General features: G+C 54.4%; 16 protein-coding genes and 1 tRNA gene. 12 read left to right on the top strand and 5 right to left on the bottom strand.

What is annotated here, in order from left to right; genetic code table 11:
- Positions 1-6 precede the first annotated feature (6 nt).
- The 6 genes from ACP7IZ_RS00845 to prfA all read left to right on the top strand — a co-directional run bounded on the left by ACP7IZ_RS00845 (position 7) and on the right by prfA (position 7,331).
- Entirely contained in the window at positions 7-1,260 is a 1,254-nt protein-coding gene (locus ACP7IZ_RS00845) for an aspartate kinase (protein WP_426847471.1), read from the top strand.
- Entirely contained in the window at positions 1,253-2,335 is a 1,083-nt protein-coding gene (locus ACP7IZ_RS00840; protein WP_170315280.1) for an NAD(P)H-dependent flavin oxidoreductase, read from the top strand. Before ACP7IZ_RS00845 ends, ACP7IZ_RS00840 begins: the two co-directional genes overlap by 8 nt.
- Positions 2,328-3,602: a RodZ domain-containing protein gene (locus ACP7IZ_RS00835; RefSeq protein ID WP_426847470.1), complete on the top strand. Its 1,275-nt coding sequence runs from the start codon at positions 2,328-2,330 to the stop codon at positions 3,600-3,602. The genes ACP7IZ_RS00840 and ACP7IZ_RS00835 overlap by 8 nt, the downstream gene beginning before the upstream one ends.
- Positions 3,603-3,738: 136 nt before the next feature.
- Positions 3,739-4,899: a flavodoxin-dependent (E)-4-hydroxy-3-methylbut-2-enyl-diphosphate synthase gene (gene ispG, locus ACP7IZ_RS00830; protein ID WP_003623480.1), complete on the top strand. Its 1,161-nt coding sequence runs from the start codon at positions 3,739-3,741 to the stop codon at positions 4,897-4,899.
- A gap of 126 nt (positions 4,900-5,025) precedes the next feature.
- The gene (gene hisS, locus ACP7IZ_RS00825; protein ID WP_426847469.1) at positions 5,026-6,276 is read left to right on the top strand and encodes a histidine--tRNA ligase; all 1,251 of its coding nucleotides are present in this window, start codon (positions 5,026-5,028) and stop codon (positions 6,274-6,276) included.
- On the top strand, positions 6,273-7,331 hold the full coding sequence (gene prfA, locus ACP7IZ_RS00820) for a peptide chain release factor 1 (RefSeq protein ID WP_426847468.1): 1,059 nt from the start codon (positions 6,273-6,275) through the stop codon (positions 7,329-7,331). The genes hisS and prfA overlap by 4 nt, the downstream gene beginning before the upstream one ends.
- On the opposite strand, the gene ACP7IZ_RS00815 is transcribed toward prfA, so the two are convergent.
- Complete coding sequence (locus ACP7IZ_RS00815; RefSeq protein WP_063353957.1) at positions 7,328-7,792, bottom strand: hypothetical protein; 465 nt, start codon at positions 7,790-7,792, stop codon at positions 7,328-7,330. The genes prfA and ACP7IZ_RS00815 overlap by 4 nt on opposite strands.
- A 37-nt stretch (positions 7,793-7,829) precedes the next feature.
- Here ACP7IZ_RS00815 and prmC point away from each other — a divergent pair, with 37 nt between their 5' ends.
- Together prmC and ACP7IZ_RS00805 are read left to right on the top strand one after the other, a co-directional pair.
- Positions 7,830-8,708 carry a peptide chain release factor N(5)-glutamine methyltransferase gene (gene prmC / locus ACP7IZ_RS00810; RefSeq protein ID WP_426847467.1) on the top strand — a complete coding sequence of 293 codons (879 nt, stop codon included), beginning with the start codon at positions 7,830-7,832 and terminating at the stop codon, positions 8,706-8,708.
- Between the two features lie 258 nt (positions 8,709-8,966).
- Positions 8,967-9,398 carry a DUF4167 domain-containing protein gene (locus ACP7IZ_RS00805; RefSeq protein WP_426847466.1) on the top strand — a complete coding sequence of 144 codons (432 nt, stop codon included), beginning with the start codon at positions 8,967-8,969 and terminating at the stop codon, positions 9,396-9,398.
- Between the two features lie 176 nt (positions 9,399-9,574).
- On the opposite strand, the gene ACP7IZ_RS00800 is transcribed toward ACP7IZ_RS00805, so the two are convergent.
- Positions 9,575-9,649 (bottom strand) — tRNA-Met (locus ACP7IZ_RS00800).
- A 99-nt stretch (positions 9,650-9,748) separates the two neighbouring features.
- Positions 9,749-10,270: an MlaD family protein gene (locus ACP7IZ_RS00795; RefSeq protein ID WP_426847465.1), complete on the bottom strand. Its 522-nt coding sequence runs from the start codon at positions 10,268-10,270 to the stop codon at positions 9,749-9,751.
- Positions 10,271-10,329: 59 nt separating this feature from the next.
- Between ACP7IZ_RS00795 and ACP7IZ_RS00790 the strand changes: the two genes are divergently transcribed.
- Positions 10,330-11,178, top strand: coding sequence for an undecaprenyl-diphosphate phosphatase (locus ACP7IZ_RS00790; protein ID WP_426847464.1), 849 nt, complete (start codon positions 10,330-10,332; stop codon positions 11,176-11,178).
- Between the two features lie 15 nt (positions 11,179-11,193).
- Positions 11,194-12,720 (top strand): amino acid permease, encoded by a 1,527-nt coding sequence (locus tag ACP7IZ_RS00785; RefSeq protein WP_426847463.1) that lies wholly within the window; start codon positions 11,194-11,196, stop codon positions 12,718-12,720.
- 1 nt (position 12,721) lies between these two features.
- Here ACP7IZ_RS00785 and ACP7IZ_RS00780 read toward each other — a convergent pair whose 3' ends face one another.
- Both ACP7IZ_RS00780 and ACP7IZ_RS00775 read right to left on the bottom strand, forming a co-directional pair.
- The gene (locus tag ACP7IZ_RS00780) at positions 12,722-13,786 is read right to left on the bottom strand and encodes a D-alanine--D-alanine ligase (RefSeq protein ID WP_426847462.1); all 1,065 of its coding nucleotides are present in this window, start codon (positions 13,784-13,786) and stop codon (positions 12,722-12,724) included.
- Entirely contained in the window at positions 13,783-14,349 is a 567-nt protein-coding gene (locus tag ACP7IZ_RS00775; RefSeq protein WP_414144629.1) for a DedA family protein, read from the bottom strand. Before ACP7IZ_RS00775 ends, ACP7IZ_RS00780 begins: the two co-directional genes overlap by 4 nt.
- A 228-nt stretch (positions 14,350-14,577) precedes the next feature.
- Between ACP7IZ_RS00775 and ACP7IZ_RS00770 the strand changes: the two genes are divergently transcribed.
- On the top strand, positions 14,578-15,573 hold the full coding sequence (locus tag ACP7IZ_RS00770) for a lytic murein transglycosylase (protein WP_426847461.1): 996 nt from the start codon (positions 14,578-14,580) through the stop codon (positions 15,571-15,573).
- Positions 15,570-16,436 carry an RlpA-like double-psi beta-barrel domain-containing protein gene (locus tag ACP7IZ_RS00765; protein WP_426847460.1) on the top strand — a complete coding sequence of 289 codons (867 nt, stop codon included), beginning with the start codon at positions 15,570-15,572 and terminating at the stop codon, positions 16,434-16,436. The genes ACP7IZ_RS00770 and ACP7IZ_RS00765 overlap by 4 nt, the downstream gene beginning before the upstream one ends.
- Position 16,437: the final 1 nt, after the last annotated feature.

Below are 16,437 nucleotides of genomic sequence, written 5' to 3'. Positions count from 1 at the left end.
AAAGCTATGTCCGGTTCCGCACCCCGGATCGTCATGAAATTCGGCGGGACATCCGTGGGGGATCTTGACCGTATCAGAGCCGTGGCCGAGCGCGTCAAAAAACAGAAAGACGCAGGCTGCGATGTGCTGGTGGTTGTTTCAGCCATGGCAGGAGAAACCAACCGGCTGGTTGGGTTCTGTCAGTCTCTTTCTCCTTTGTATGATGCGCGCGAATACGATGCCGTTGTGGCAACGGGTGAGCAGGTAACCAGTGGTTTGCTGGCTATTGCCTTGCAAAAGCTTGGCGTGCCTTCGCGCTCCTTTGCCGGGTGGCAGGTGCCTATTCTTACGGATTCCCTGCACGGTAAGGCCAGCCTCGATTCGATAGATGGCGCGCGTCTGCTGGGCAGCATGGCCGAAGGTATGGTGCCGGTTGTGGCAGGCTTTCAGGGTGTTGGGCCAGATGGCCGCGTAACCACGCTGGGGCGCGGGGGCTCGGATACATCTGCCGTGGCGCTTGCCGCTGCCATTAAGGCGGATCGGTGCGATATCTACACGGATGTGGACGGTATTTACACCACAGACCCCAGAATCGTGCCCAAGGCGCGTAAGCTGGACAAAATTACGTATGAAGAAATGCTGGAGCTGGCATCTGTTGGCGCCAAGGTGCTGCAAACACGCAGTGTAGGCCTTGCCATGCGCGAGCGCGTGCGTGTGCAGGTGCTTTCCAGCTTTGAAGATGGCCCCGCAGTTACGGAAGGTCACCTTCCCGGCTCTATGGTGGTGGATGAGGACGAAATCGTGGAAAAGAAACTGGTCACCGGCATTGCCTACTCCCGTGATGAAGCCAAACTGTCGGTTCGGCGTATTCCTGACCGTCCGGGCATTGCGGCGGCAATTTTTGGCCCATTGAGCGAAGCCAATGTGAATGTGGACATGATCGTGCAGAGCACCGGCGCAGATGGCACCACAAACATGACCTTCACCACCAGCAAGACCGATCTGCCACGCGCTATCAGCATTCTGGAAAGCGTGCGCGGCGCTGTGCAGTATGAAGAACTGCAAACAGACCCGGATATCGTAAAGGTGAGTGTGGTGGGCAGCGGCATGCGCTCCCATGCAGGTGTTGCCAGCACCATGTTCCGCACGCTGTCTGAACGCTCCATCAACATTCAGGCCATCTCCACCAGCGAAATCAAGGTTTCCGTGCTGGTAGCCGCAGAATATGCCGAACTGGCAGTACGTGCGCTGCATACGGCCTATGGTCTTGATGATGTCTGATATTGCAAGCAGCCTGAATCCCGCTCCTACGTCTGAAGAGTGGCAGCGCGCCCGCACGCGGTTGGATAAGTTGTGGCAGAGGGGGACGGATTTTCTGGGAACGCCTTACGCCATTTTGGCTGGGGCAATGTCTTGGGTGAGTGAACGCCACCTTGTATCCGCCATTTCCAACGCAGGTGGATTTGGTGTGATTGCCTGTGGCGCTATGGAACCAGCCCGTCTGGCTGAGGAAATTGCCGCTACCCGTGCGCTGACAGATCGTCCTTTTGGCGTAAACCTGATTACCATGCACCCTCAGTTGGATGAGCTAGTGCAGGTGTGTCTGGATGCCAAGGTGGGCCATATTGTGCTGGCAGGCGGTATTCCGCCCAGCGCCGCCATTAAGGCCGCCAAGGATGGTGGCGCCAAGGTTATAGGCTTTGCCCCTGCATTGGTATTGGCCAAGCGGCTGATCAAGATGGGTGTGGATGCGCTGGTCATTGAAGGTGCAGAAGCAGGTGGCCATATCGGCCCTGTTTCGCTAACTGTGCTGGCGCAGGAAATTCTGCCGCATATCCAGAACGTGCCGGTTTTTGTGGCTGGCGGCCTTGGCCGTGGTGATGCGCTTGTTTCCTATCTGGAGCAGGGCGCGGCTGGTGGCCAGTTTGGCACACGTTTTGCTGCGGCAGAGGAAAGCATTGCCCACGAAAACTTTAAAAAAGCTTTTGTGCGGGCCAATGCGCGTGATGCTACGACCTCGGTTCAGCTTGATGAACGCTTTCCGGTTATTCCGGTGCGGGCCATCAGCAATGAGGGTGGGCGTAAATTTGTAGCGCATCAGGCCGATGTTATCCGCCGCTTTCAGGCTGGTGACCTCACGCGTGAGGATGCGCAGCTGGAAATCGAACATTTCTGGGCGGGTGCCTTGCGGCGCGCGGTTATTGATGGAGATGTAGAAGAAGGCTCTGTTATGGCCGGGCAATCTGTTGGCATGGTGAAATCTGTGCAGCCGGTGGCCCAGATTATTGCTGACCTGATAGATCAGGCCGTGATAGCGCTGATCCGTCAACAACGCCGCATGGATGCTGATGGCTGAAAACGCCCCAAGTTCTGAACAGGAGCAGCCGGCTGCTCTGCCTCCGCTCCCCGATATTGGTACATACGGGGTAGGGGGCGCGCTGCGCAAACGCCGCGAACAGCTTGGCTGGTCCTTGGATGATGTTGCCGCGTATCTGCGCATCCGAGATGCATATCTGGATGCGCTGGAAACCGGAAAAGCGGATGTGCTTCCGGCGGAAGTATATACGCTTGGGTTTTTACGGGCCTATGCGCAGGCTTTGGGGTTTGATCCAAACCCTATGGTGGAGCGCTACAGGCAGGAAACGCGTAACGCCATTCGGCAGCCAGAACTTGTGTTTCCAGATCCGCCGCCAGATCGGCGTATTCCGCCGGCTGTGTCCATTTCTCTTGGGCTTGCGGTCATTCTGGCCAGCTATGTGGGCTGGTATTACTTTACAGGGCACACGCCACCTGCTCCGGAGCGTGTGCCGCCAGTGGCAAGCCTTCTGCCTGGTGAGCAGACGCATAATGCGCCTTCTCCGCAGGTGGCTTCCATTTTGCCGGACAAAAGTGCCGTTCCAGCACCTTTGCCACCCTCTGCGCAGCCTAAGCCATCAGGTTCTGAACCGGCATCGAACGCACAAGGTGCGGGAAGTGCTTCGCCTGAAGGCGCCGTAGCACCGGAAGCAACGCAGCCAGTTGGTGATATTGGCGCAACATCTGCACAAACTCCCCAACAACCCAACACGCAAACGCTACCTGCTGCAACGCCAGCGGCTCCTTCTGAGGCAGTTGCTGATAATCAGATCGTGCTGAAGGCGCTTGCTGCCAGTTGGGTGCAGGTGAAGGATGCCAACGGCAAGGTTGTTTACGATCACATTTTACAACCTGATGAGGAATGGAATGTGCCGGTAGAAGGTGGCCCCTATAGCCTGACCGTAGGCAATGCGGGTGGCATTGTTTTGCGTATGGGGGATGTGCTGACAGCGCCTTTAGGGCGCAACGGTGCTGTACGCCGCAAAATGGTGCTAACACCGCAGAGCGTGCGTGATGGTACATTGGCCGCACCTGCCGCGCAAAATAACGTTGCCACACCGCCGATGCATGCAGATGTTGCAGCCCCTGCGCCCAATGCGGTATCAGGGATACCAACAGATGCGCAGACAGATCTGGCAGCCTCGGAACAGGCGCTTAAGCCCAAGGAAACTGCACCCCGCACACGCCGTCGGGCCGCGCCTGTGCAAGCCGAACCAAGCGCTGATGATTTGAATGCGCGCCAGCTTCAGGGCATGGGTTCACACTAGAATGGCACCTTCGCGCGTATTATGTGTAGCCAAATGGCCCTGATTTTGGCAGGAAAACACCAAACGCAATGGAGAACGCCGTGTGGCCGAACACGGCAGCTTCCCTCAACTGTCGTTTTCGACAAAAGGATGTAAAATGAGCGGCTACCGGCCTTACCAGCATATCGAGCGTCGGAAATCTCGGCAGATCCATGTCGGCAAGGTAGCCGTCGGTGGTGATGCGCCGATTTCCGTCCAGACCATGACCAACACCCTCACGACTGATGCACAGGCAACAATCGAGCAGATTCGCCGTGCAGAAATGGCGGGTGTGGATATTGTGCGTGTGTCCTGCCCCGATGAGGAAAGCACCAAGGCGCTGGAAGAAATTGTAAAGGAAGTGAACGTGCCTATCGTGGCCGATATTCACTTCCACTACAAACGCGCTATTGAAGCCGCAAAGGCTGGCGCTGCCTGCCTGCGTATCAACCCTGGCAACATCGGCAGCGCCGAACGTGTGCGTGAAGTGGTTAAGGCCGCCAAGGATTACGGCTGTTCCATCCGTATTGGTGTGAACGCCGGATCACTGGAAAAGCATCTGCTTGAAAAATATGGTGAGCCTAACCCAGATGCGCTGGTGGAAAGCGCTCTGGAACACGCTAAAATTCTGGAAGATCATGATTTCCGTGAATTCAAGATCAGCGTGAAAGCCTCGGATGTGTTCATGGCTGTGGCCGCGTATCAGCAACTGGCAGATGCTTGTGATTACCCGCTGCACATTGGTATTACAGAAGCAGGCAGCAAGCGTGCTGGCACCGTAAAATCCTCCATTGGTCTGGGCAATCTGCTGTGGGCCGGTGTGGGTGATACCATGCGCGTTTCTCTTTCCGCTGCGCCGGAAGAAGAAGTGTTGGTGGGTTGGGATATTCTTAAGTCCCTCGGCCTGCGCCACCGTGGCGTTAAGATTATTTCCTGCCCATCCTGCGCACGTCAGGGCTTTAACGTGGTAGAAACAGTGCAAACGCTGGAAGACCGGCTGGCACATATTAAAACCCCGCTTACCCTGTCCATTATTGGGTGCGTGGTGAACGGCCCGGGTGAAGCCCTGCTGACCGATCTGGGCGTAACCGGCGGTGGTTCTGGCCGCCACATGGTGTATGCCGGTGGCAAGCAGGATCATACCGTGCCTGCGGCAGACATGATCGAACATGTTGTGGAACTGGTAGAAGAGCGCGTTGCTGCTATTCAGGCAGAAGAAGCCAAGGAAAAGCAGGAAGGTAAAGCGCAGGAACTGCCAGACATGGCATCTGCCAACTAAGCATTCAACTTTCTTCCTCTGCTTTGCGCCAAAAGGCGCGGGCAGGGGCAGACGTGCCATTTTTAAACAGCAAAAAACACCACGCCAGCCAAGGTGACGGGTGCCGTGGTGTGGGAATATGTATTCGTGAGCAGCATTCAGCCCGTAAGAGGAACGCACGACCTTATTGGAGAAGACCAGCGCCGCCATACACATGTGGTAGACACAGCGCGTCGGATTGCAGGTGTTTACGGGTTTGATGAATGGGCAACCCCGATTTTTGAAGATACACGGGTTTTCTCCCGCTCTTTGGGGGATACGTCCGATGTTGTTTCCAAAGAAATGTATTCCTTTAGTGATCGGGATGGTGAAAGCCTAACATTGCGGCCAGAAGGTACGGCAGCCATTTGCCGGGCCTTGGTTACCAATGCGCTTACGCAGTCTCTGCCGCAGAAAGTATTTTATGCAGGCCCCATGTTCCGGCATGAACGGCCCCAGAAAGGGCGGTATCGCCAGTTTCACCAAATTGGTGCAGAGCTTCTGGGGGCAGCCGAACCTTTGGCAGATGCAGAAGCCATTGCCATGGGGTACGAAGTGCTCAAGGCGTTGGGCATTGCAGATTACGTGACGCTGGAACTGAATACGCTGGGTGATGCTGCCAGCCGTGATGCATGGCGTGATGCTTTGGTGGCGTATTTTTCGGCCCATAAGGATAAACTGTCAGAAGACAGTCTCACCCGTTTGGAAAAGAACCCGCTGCGTATTCTGGATAGCAAGGATGCAGGCGATAAGGTTCTGGTGGCTGATGCCCCCATGATGGCAGAGTTTCTAACGCCGGAAGCCCGCACGTTTTGGGATGATTTGCGCAATAAGCTGGATGTGTTCGGCATTGCCTACACCGTAAACCCCAGCATTGTGCGTGGGCTGGATTACTACAACCACACTACGTTTGAGTTCGTCACCAACCGTCTGGGTTCTCAGGGCACAGTGCTGGCCGGTGGCCGGTATGATGGTTTGGTAAAACAGATGGGTGGGCCAGAAGTGCCAGCTATTGGCTGGGCTGCGGGTATTGAGCGCCTATCTATGCTGCTGGAACAAGTGCCTGCGGCGCCGCGCTCTGTTGTGTTGGTGCCTGTTGGCGCGCCTGATGAAAGCGCAGTTGTGCAGATTTTGCAGGGGTTGCGCGGGCAGGGTGTAAGAACAGAAATTGGCTACAAGGGTTCGCTGCGTAAGCGTATGGAACGCGCAGGTAAGCAGAACGCCAGTCATGTGCTTTTCCTTGGGGAAGATGAACTGGCCAAGGGTCTGTTCCGTGTGAAAAATATGGAAACAGGGGCCGAACAGGAAGTCTCTCGTGATACGTTGCTTTCCAAAGCGCAAGACGTATTTGCAGCATGAAGTTTGACGAACGGTTAGACCAGATTGTCAGCCGCGCTCTGGAGTTGGAAGCGCAACTGGCAAGCGGGCTGAATGGTGAGGCCTTTACGCAGGCATCACGGGAATATGCTGAAATCGAACCCGTTGTGGCGCGTATCAACGCCCTGCGCGGGGTGGAAGACGGTATCCGGCAAGCTGAGCAGCTTCTAGCAGATCCAGAAATGAAGGAACTGGCAGAAGCAGAGCTGACTGAGCTGCGTGAGCAACTTCCACAGCTGCAAAAAGATGTGCGTCTGTCTTTGTTGCCAAAAGATGTGGCAGATGCCCGCAGTGCTATTCTGGAAGTGCGGCCTGCGGCCGGGGGTGATGAAGCCGCTCTGTTTGCTGCCGAACTGTTTGACATGTACCGCCGCTATGCCGACCTAAACGGCTGGCGCTTTACCGTTATGGATTATGACGAAAGCGAGCTAGGCGGCCTGCGCGAAGGCATTGCCGAAATTAACGGCAAAGGCGTGTTTGCGCGGTTGAAGTATGAATCCGGTGTGCATCGGGTGCAGCGCGTGCCCGCTACGGAAAGCCAGGGCCGTATCCATACCTCCACAGTTACGGTGGCTGTGCTGCCAGAAGCCGAAGATGTGGATGTAGAGGTTAACGAAACAGACCTGAGGGTAGATGTGTTTCGAGCCTCTGGCGCTGGTGGGCAGCACGTGAATAAGACAGAAAGCGCCGTGCGTCTTACACATATGCCCAGCGGTATTGTGGTTTCTATGCAGGAAGAAAAAAGCCAGCATAAAAACCGTGCCAAGGCCATGAAAATCCTGCGTGCACGTTTGTATGAGCGTGAAAGAGCGCAGGCCCATGCCAACCGTGCGGCAGATAGGCGCTCTCAGGTGGGTACGGGGGATAGATCAGAGCGTATTCGCACCTATAACTTCCCGCAGGGGCGTGTCACGGACCATCGTATCAACCTGACACTCTATAAAATTGATCGTGTCATGTTGGGGGAACTGGATGAGTTTGTGGATGCCCTTACGCAGGAAGAACAGGCGGCTTTGCTGGCGGCTGAAGGTTTTTAACTGATAGGTGCCGCACACACGCCAGAACGGCCGGGGTGATGCTCTGCTGCTTCTGGCGCGTTTGGATCTGTTAGAAAGAATTCAGTGAAGTTATCAGACCCCAAGGCGTAAAAATGGTGCCCATCGGGGTTGTGGAGCGTGCCATCACTATCCACCTCATGGGTTTCTACCCGTCCTTCGGGGGAACGGATGGTGATTTCACCGCATAAGGTATAGGTGTGGTCTAACCGCCCCATAGGGGTGGTGACTTTAACCGTTTTTTCCTGATTTTTATCATCCAGCCGGATCACGCTTACAAGTTTGCCATCCAGATAGATGCGTGAAACTTCAGAAATTTCCGTATCTGCCTTGCCGTCCGTTACTGTAAATTCGCCCGCATAGGCGTAAGAAAGGGGTAATGCGGCCATAAGGCCAAGCAGGCAAAAAGTTGTATTCTGGATACGGCGGAAAAATTGGGGCATTGATGTCTAACCAGATCAATCCATCAAGGTTGCGCGTGTGAGTACAGCAGAAAAAACAATTCCCTGCCAGCCAATAGCGCAACTGTTGCGTGAGGGTACACAACTTCTGGCGCAGGCCGGTATTGAAGGCCCGCGGCGGGAAGCGCGATTACTACTTATTCATGCGCTTTCCCTTACGCCAGAGCAACTGCTAGCCCGCTCTCCAACAGAGAATGTGCCCAGTGAGCCCTTTTTTTCTTACGTAAAACGCCGCGCTGCACATGAACCTTTTGCCTATATTACAGGCAGTAAAGGGTTTTGGAGCTTGGATTTAGCAGTATCTCCAGCAAGTTTGGTGCCGCGCGGAGATACAGAAACACTTATTACAAGCCTTCTGGAATATCGACCGGATCAGGCATCCGTGCAGAATATTCTGGATTTAGGTACTGGTACAGGCTGTTTGCTGCTGGCTGCTTTGGCGGAATACCCCAACGCGCGTGGGGTAGGGGTGGATATCAACCCACAAGCCGCCATGTTGGCGCATGCTAATGCCCAGCGTTGTGGCATGCAGGATCACGCATTGTTTATAGCGGCGGAGTGGGATGCCGCTTTGGCTCCAAGTGCGCGGTTTGATGTGGTGCTGAGCAACCCTCCCTATATTCCGAGTTCAGATCTGGCAGACCTTATGCGGGAAGTGCGCGAGCATGAGCCTGTGCGCGCACTGGATGGTGGGAGTGATGGGTTAAACGCGTACCGCTATCTTTGCGGGCGTCTGCCATTTTTGTTGGCAGATGGCGGGTTGGCTGTGCTGGAAATTGGCATAGGGCAGGAAGAGGCTTTACGCGCCTTGGCAGCCACCAATGCCTTGCGCGTGGTAGATGTAAAAGCAGATCTGGCAGGTATTGCCCGCGCTGTGGTGCTAGAAAAACAGGCGTGAAAAATAACTTGGCTTTATAGGCTTGGGTTGCTACACTACCCAAGCTTGCTTCTGTAGCAGATGTAAAAACCTAAAATCACTGCATCAGAAATTAAAGCAGCAAGGGGGCCTTTCATTTGGCAACAAGTTATGTGTTGCCTTACATAAAGCCCATTCCGAAAAAACAATTCGGCCTTCACTCAGGAAGCATACCTTTTTAATACAGGACTGTTTCTTTATGCCAAAGTGCCCTGAACAGGAAAGCGCTGTGATAAACCCATGAACGTAAAACGGATGCGGACAAGACACCATCGTTCCAACGGGAGCAATGGGAGTTCCCGACAACTGAATGGACAGATTCCGATGAACAGGAATCATGTTTTTGATAGTCATGGCCCGGATGTGCGCGTACGTGGCACAGCCCAGCAGCTTTTTGAAAAATATCTCCAGCTTGGCCGTGATTCCACAGGCAGCGGAGACCGCGTGGCAGCGGAAGGTTACTTCCAGCATGCCGAACATTACTTCCGTATCATGAACGCCATGGCGCAGGCTGCGCAGCAAAGCCAGCAAGAGCGTGCCGAACGCCTTGCCGCCCGCCAGCAGCGTGCCGTTGCGCAGACAAATGAAGATGGCGAAGACCGGCAGGAAAATGCCCCTCAGCCTGATGTGCGGGAAGAATCCGAACCTCAGCCTGAACTTTCCGAAGGCTAATAATCTTCAGATCCCTTGCTGCCCTGCTTCTGATATCTGGAGGCGGGGTAGGCGGGGTATAGATTGTGTTTGCTTGTAAGGTGTTCAGGCAGCCATAAAACGCGCGCAACGCAAAAATAACACTGCAAGCTCTTGGCTTGGTGTGTTGGGTTTAGTGTGCTGATTTTTAAGGGAATTGGTAGCGGCGGAAGGATTTGAACCTCCGACCAAGGGATTATGATTCCCCTGCTCTACCACTGAGCTACGCCGCCATCATGTGATGGCGCTGATCTACCTGATTCTCCGGGATGCCGTCAACCCGGTTTGGCGTATTTTGTTATAAAAATAATCAGATAAGAGAATATAAGGGCTTACTGCCCCAGATTTCCGGCGCCAAAAATGTAATTGCTAACCTGTTGCTCAAGGCTTGTGGGCTCCAGCGTATGTGTCAGCATGCCATTGGGCGGTGCTATGGTGGAGGATGTGCCGGGTTCAATCATCAAAGCATTTTCAGATGAAAGCGTGGCGCTGCTGATTGTGAGCGTGCTGTCCTGTGGTAAATGCAGTGCGCCATCCAGTGTAAAGTGCACAAAAGCCATCTGAGTGGCTGGGTCCAGTATAATGGATGAAACACGGCCTACTTTTACCCCGGCAATATCTACATCTGCGCCACGTTCCAGCCCGTTGGCCGAGACAAAGCGGGCAGAGAGAGCATAGTTATTTGTGCCCGGAGATTTTTGAGTGCCATGCGCATAAAAAGCAAAACCCAGCGTGGCTGCCAGAACTGCTCCGCTAAAAAGACATGCGCCTGCACGGTTTTGCCTGCTCATAGGTGTGTTTTCATCCCGAATAATAATGTTGTGGCACAAGATTAGCATGAATCCTTGCAGCATGGTGGCGCATGGTGCAAGGACAGGCAGCAAAGTTGTGCCAGCGTGGGTTGTAACTGCATATGTCGTTTCTTCAGGCTATCATTATCGCTCTTCTTCAGGGAGCAACAGAACTCTTTCCCGTAAGTAGCCTTGGACATGCTGTTATCCTTCCGGCGTTGTTCCATTGGTCGTACGATCCGCATGACCCGGCATTTCTGCCGTTTCTGGTTATGCTGCATCTGGGTACTTCTGTGGCGCTGCTGGTTTTCTTCTGGAAAGACTGGCTGGCCATATTCAAAGGGGCCAGTGGCAGTTGCGGCCAGCGCATGCAAATGGAAAGCCTGCATATTCTGTGGCTGCTAATTGTAGCCACCATTCCCGCTGTTGTGGTGGGTGGCCTGTTTGAGCACTTCTTGCGCAATTTGTTTGGTTCAGCTTCATCCGCTGCCATTTTCTTGTTTTTAAATGGTTTGCTTTTGCTGGTGGTAGAACGGCTGCGCAGCAGTGTGGTGCGGAAAAACGTTAATTCTGTTGCCAGCATGACATCGCGCGATGCGGTTATTATTGGCCTGTTCCAGTGCCTTGCATTCTTTCCTGGGCTTTCTCGCTCTGGTGCAACCATTTGTGGTGGTCTGTTGCGGGGGCTGCACCATGATACGGCAGCACGCTTTTCCTTTTTGATGGCGCAACCCGTTATCTTGGCCGCCACGGTGCGTGAAGCCTTCAAAATGCGGCATCTGGAGCTACAGCCGGGGCAGATGCGCATTGCCATGGTGGCAGCTCTTGTATCTGGCCTGACAGCATTGTTCAGCACCGCTTTTCTGATGCGGTATTTCCGTGATCATGACAGATGGGCGCTTTCTCCCTTCGCTTGGTACTGCATGGGCGTAGGCGGTATTGCGACCATTCTGTTCCATTTTATGCACTGATCCAGAAATAGTCTGATGGGAGATCTTTCTGGTTCGCCGCGGCGCAAGTCCTTACAGCGCATTGAAAAGGAAAACAGTAACCAACGCCTAAGCAGAACACTGGGGCCTTTGCAGCTTACCATGCTGGGCGTGGGCTCCACTATTGGCGCGGGCATTTATGTTATGACAGGCACGGCAGCCGCCAACTATGCGGGGCCGTCCATCCTTTTGTCCTTTATTGTGGCGGGGGTTGCCTGCCTTTTTACAGCCCTTTCTTATGGTGAGCTGGCATCTTCCATGCCGGTTTCAGGCTCTGCCTATACGTATGCCTATGTTTCCATGGGGGAGCGTTGGGCGTGGGCTGTTGGGTGGCTGCTTTTGCTGGAATACGGCATTTCCTGCGCAGGTGTGGCTGCCGGTTTTTCAGGCTATGCGGTCAGCCTTTTGCAAGATTTTGGCGTGCATGTGCCATCGGCGCTGTCCACCACTACGCTGCAAGTTGCGTTTGAAGGGGCATCCCGCCATGTTGCCGCGGGGTGGCGGATGGATGCGGTGGGCGCTTTCTCTATTCTGGCCGTTTCTTTGCTGCTGGTTTTGGGCGTGCGGGAATCCTTCAAAATCAATGCGCTCATTGTTTTTCTCAAAGTGGGCGTTCTGGCGCTCTTTGTGGCGCTGGGCGTGTGGGAGGTGCATCCATCTTACTGGTCTCCCTTTATCCCGAAGTATGAAGGAGGCTTCCGTTTTGGCTTCCCCGGTATTTTCCGCGCAGCATCGGTTATATTTTTTGCATATGTAGGGTTTGAGGCTGTTTCCACCGCAGCGGGAGAGGCCCAAAACCCTCGGCGGGATGTGCCTGTTGGTATCGTGCTTTCGCTCATCATCTGCACGGTTGTGTACATGATTGTGGCTGCCGTATTGATTGGTGTGGTGCCGTGGCAGACGCTGGATGTGGCAGACCCGCTGGCAATAGCCGTTAACGCCATGCATCAGCCGTGGCTGGCTTTGTTTGTAAAGCTAGGGGCCGTTATTGGCCTGTGTTCTGTGCTGATGGGGCTGTTATATGCCCAAAGCCGCATCTTTTTCGCCATGGCGGAAGATGGCTTGCTGATGCCGATGTTCAGCAAGCTGCATCCGCGCTTTCAAACACCGTGGATCGGCAGCATTGTGCTGGGGCTTGGCGTAGCGCTGGCAACTGCCACGTTGCCGATTGATATTATTGGTGATCTGGTTAGCCTTGGCACAGCTGTAGCGTTTGGCATTGTGTGTTTTACCGTTATCTGGGTGCGCAATAAGGCCACCGAAATTCCGCGTCGCTTTAGTGTGCCGTGGGGCGGCTTTACCGTGCGCGGTATCTGGCTGGGCTATGTGCCGCTTTTAGGGATTTTCTTTTGCGCGGTTATGGTGGCGCCGCTTTGCGTGGATATGATGTTGGCCCTGTACAAAGGGGACCCCATACCTCTGCTGCTTCTGCTCACTTATGCCGGTATAGGGTGGGCCAGCTATCGGTTTTATGGTCACGTCCATTCCCGCCTGGGGCGGGAACAGCGCGAAAAAGCCAAATAAGTCAGTCGTTCAACGGGTAGGATGCCAAAAGCCGCTTCTGGCGCTGCCAGAGGCGCACACCTTCCCACAAATTGGTGGGGGACCAGCCAGCCTTCTTCTTTTTGGCGCCAATACGGAAACTTTCCCGGTAATGGTGAAACTGGGCTGCATAGGCTTCGCGCAGCGTTGTGCGAGAATCCCAAATGTGGATAGCTTCTGAACCTACGCCGTTGATTTCGATAATTTCAAAATCCTTGCCTTCACGCAGTGCTTCGGCAGAGCGGAATTTCACATCAATACGCCCGAAGTGAAAATCGGGAATATCCTGCATGATGGCGTCAATCTGGCGGGTGAGTTCCGGCGTAATGTCTGCCTTACCGTTGCGGAAAATGGCCCCTTTGCAATGGTTGCCTGCAAATACCAGTTCCAGTTCATCACCATCTGGCAAAACTTCGTGCAGGCAGTGGGTTAGGCGTGGTGTGTAGATGTGTAGCACTTTGCTGGTGCGGCTATCTTTTTGCAGCAGTTGCAGCACGGTATCGCGTCCATTTCCGCGCAGGGCCGGAATATCCTTGTAAGTGAGGGATGAAATTTCCCCCATAGGGCTGTCAGGATGACGAATATAAAACAGCCCGGCTTCGTGCTTCCATGTAATGAGTTTTTGTATCACCAGCCGGATCTTGCGCGGGAAGGAGGCAAGGGCTGCTTTCAGCTCCTCTTCCGTGCGCACCAGTTTTACACCGGTGCCATTACATCCAATATCGGGCTTAACCACTACGGGCAGCGTGAGCCCTTTGGCCTGCATGGCTGCGTGGGCGCGGGCAAGATCATGCGTGCCGGTTGGTAGTGTTACGTAAGGAGCAATCCAGCGTTTGGCATAATTGCCTGCCATATCCAGAATGCTGCTTTTGCTTTCACCGCATAGGCCGCCTGTTTCAATACGCGGGTTGGCGGCTGTGGGTAGGGTGACATCCCCATAGCGTATGCCAAGCAGAATCCAGTACGCCACAACGGGCGTGTAAAAAACCCAACCAGGCCAGAATTCAAAAAGGGAAAGAGGAGAAGGCTGTTTTTCGGCCTGTGTCATGTCTTCTGTTTCTGTGCTCGGGCAATCAAACGGCCCATAAAGAAAATAACCAGCACAAACCCAGCCAAGCCAGCCCAGCGCCAAGCGCCAAGATGATCCAGAATAAACCCACCAACATGGAGCGAAAGCGCAAAAAGCGCAGTTGTCCAGATAAGCGTGGCCAGAAATGTGGCGGCAGTAAATATAGGCAAGCCCGCGTTAAAAAAACCGCTTGCCGTGTAAAGCGGCAACCGGGTGCCCGGAATAAAGCGGCTGACAAATACAACCCAGAACAGGTTTTTGGAAAGCCAGACTTTTTGGTTTTCCATCTGTGATGTGTTCACCCACCTTTGGGCAGGTTTCCAGCGTGCTGCCAGGTAGCCCAACCCGTAAAGCCCTACATCGCCCGTTACAATGCCAATATACAACGCAACAAGTGCTGTAATGGGGGAAAGAGTGTGAAGGTTAACCTGAATGGCCGTAATAACCGTGGCGGCATCTTCCAGCACAAACGTGGCCAGAATAACAATAATAACCTGCGCAAGAGGGTAAGCGGCGGTAAGTTCCAGAAACTGATCCAGCAAAGAAGGTAATCTCTCTCCGGCCAGAACAGCACGGTCTTGAAGGTTTTAAGAGTGTGAGCAGGGCTCCAACAGGCTCTTTTGTGACAGTATTGTCAAGGGGTGGAGGCCGGTATGGAGCTGCGTGTTCGTAACCAAAAATAAGGAATAAAGAAGATGACCTGACAAAGGCCTTATTCCACTATATTCTATGACATTGAATGTTACACAGATCAGAAGCGTGAAGCCTTAATGCTACGAAGAAAACTTCTTGTTGGTGGGGCTTCTGCTCTGTTCGCCACACCTGTATTGGCCCGCACAACTGCGGCTACTCCTCCGCATCCTGCTGCATCTTCCAGTTATGCCACCTTTCTGGCCGGCGTGCGGCGAGAGGCCATAGGGCAGGGTATTTCTGCTTCTGTGGTGGATCAGGCGCTGGCTCTTACCACCCAACCGAATGCCAAAGTGCTTAAGGCAGACCGGCATCAGCCAGAATTCACCCTGACATGGGCGCAATATAAAGATCGGGTTCTGACGGAAAAGAAAATTTCCGATGGGCTTGCTGCTGTTGGCCAACGTACAGCGCTACTCAACCGTATCAGTTCCACATATGGCGTTAATAAAGGTGCTATTGCGGGTATCTGGGGGCTGGAATCTGCTTACGGCACACGCATGGGCACATTCCATGTGATCGATGCTTTAGCGACTCTGGCTTACGATGGTAGACGTTCGGCTTTCTTCCGCTCAGAATTGATGAAGGCGCTAAGCATTCTGGGCCAAGGAGACATCACGCCCGCAGGTATGCTGGGCAGCTATGCAGGTGCTATGGGGCAGCCGCAGTTTATGCCAAGCGCCTATCTGCGTTACGCAGCCAGCTACCCGGAAGGTGGGCGGCGCGATATCTGGCATAATGAAGCCGATGTTTTTGCCTCTATCGCCAATTATTTGGCCAAGTGCCATTGGTTGCCCGGACAGCCTTGGGGAGAGGAAGTCTTACTGCCTGATACCATAACGCAGGCACAAATTGGCCGTACGGCTGTGCACCCTATTTCATGGTGGGCGCAGCAGGGCGTGCGGCCACGTGCAGGGCAGTTTTCCAGCGCTGTGCAGGAAGGCGCTATTATCCGCCCAGATGGGGTGGGGGGCGAAGCCTTTATCGTCTATCATAATTTCAACGTGATCCGCCGCTACAACCCCTCCGATTTCTACGCGCTGGGTGTAGGGCTTCTTGGTGATGCAATAACGTGAAAAAACTCGCCCTTGTAGGGTGCCTGGCGGTGCTGGCCTGTTCGCGCCAGCAGCCTGTGGCACAGCAGGATCTGCATTATACAGTTGGGCCGGCATGGCAGGCAGGCAACAAGTGGTTTTACCCGCGGGAAGACTTTGCGTGGCAAGGCACGGGCTTGGCTGTAAGGGAACCCCCACAGGCAGAAGGCCACCTGACAGCAGATGGTGAGGTCTGGCGCGCCGCCAGCATGACAGGCAGCCATCAGACCTTGCAGCTACCTGCCGTGGTGCGGGTGACCAATCTGGATAACGGGCGGCAAATTGTGATCCGCTTGAATGATCGTGGCCCGAATGATCCGGGGCGTATGATCGGTCTTTCCCCGCGTGCTGCAGATTTGCTGGGTGTGGGCAAGGAGCCTGCACGTGTGCAGGTAGTGGAAGATGAAATGGCCAGCAGGCAGTTTGCCGAAGTGCTGCCCGGTGGCCCCATGTTGCAGATTAGTGCAGCCCCGCTGGAAAAAGTGCAGCAAACGGCATTAGGTAACGCGGCAGTTGATAGGCAGGGCCTTACAGTTCTGGCAGATAACACCACGCAGGAAACGCCTGCGCCGGGCAAGGTGGTGCTGGCAGATCTGCCAGCCACTGTTATGCAGGGCGCGCCTGTGTCCAGCATGCTGTGGGTGGAAACCATGGATTTTACATCTCGCTTGGCCGCCATGCGGCAGGCGGCGGCACAAGGTGCCAGCGTTCGGCCTGTGTTTTTGGGGCATAGCACAATGTGGGCTGTGCGCTACGGGCCTTTTACGACTATAAGCGAAGCAGATGCCGCCCTTAAGCGAGCACTTGCTACTGGTTTAACCGGATCTCATATCGTCGTCGAATAGG

It is taken from the genome of Acetobacter sp. AAB5, from assembly GCF_050106715.1.
Classification (GTDB): Bacteria; Pseudomonadota; Alphaproteobacteria; order Acetobacterales; family Acetobacteraceae; genus Acetobacter; species Acetobacter oryzifermentans.
This window is presented reverse-complemented; position numbering and strand designations above follow the sequence as displayed.

What these genes read in the sequence shown, in the direction of transcription:
- ACP7IZ_RS00815 (WP_063353957.1), bottom strand. Translation starts at nt 7,792, where the DNA reads ATGCCCCAATTTTTCCGCCGTATCCAGAATACAACTTTTTGCCTGCTT.
- ACP7IZ_RS00840 (WP_170315280.1), top strand. Translation starts at nt 1,253, where the DNA reads ATGTCTGATATTGCAAGCAGCCTGAATCCCGCTCCTACGTCTGAAGAG.
- ACP7IZ_RS00770 (WP_426847461.1), top strand. Translation starts at nt 14,578, where the DNA reads ATGCTACGAAGAAAACTTCTTGTTGGTGGGGCTTCTGCTCTGTTCGCC.
- prfA (WP_426847468.1), top strand. Translation starts at nt 6,273, where the DNA reads ATGAAGTTTGACGAACGGTTAGACCAGATTGTCAGCCGCGCTCTGGAG.
- ispG (WP_003623480.1), top strand. Translation starts at nt 3,739, where the DNA reads ATGAGCGGCTACCGGCCTTACCAGCATATCGAGCGTCGGAAATCTCGG.
- ACP7IZ_RS00805 (WP_426847466.1), top strand. Translation starts at nt 8,967, where the DNA reads ATGAACGTAAAACGGATGCGGACAAGACACCATCGTTCCAACGGGAGC.
- ACP7IZ_RS00790 (WP_426847464.1), top strand. Translation starts at nt 10,330, where the DNA reads ATGTCGTTTCTTCAGGCTATCATTATCGCTCTTCTTCAGGGAGCAACA.
- ACP7IZ_RS00835 (WP_426847470.1), top strand. Translation starts at nt 2,328, where the DNA reads ATGGCTGAAAACGCCCCAAGTTCTGAACAGGAGCAGCCGGCTGCTCTG.
- ACP7IZ_RS00795 (WP_426847465.1), bottom strand. Translation starts at nt 10,270, where the DNA reads ATGCTGCAAGGATTCATGCTAATCTTGTGCCACAACATTATTATTCGG.
- ACP7IZ_RS00780 (WP_426847462.1), bottom strand. Translation starts at nt 13,786, where the DNA reads ATGACACAGGCCGAAAAACAGCCTTCTCCTCTTTCCCTTTTTGAATTC.
- ACP7IZ_RS00845 (WP_426847471.1), top strand. Translation starts at nt 7, where the DNA reads ATGTCCGGTTCCGCACCCCGGATCGTCATGAAATTCGGCGGGACATCC.
- ACP7IZ_RS00785 (WP_426847463.1), top strand. Translation starts at nt 11,194, where the DNA reads ATGGGAGATCTTTCTGGTTCGCCGCGGCGCAAGTCCTTACAGCGCATT.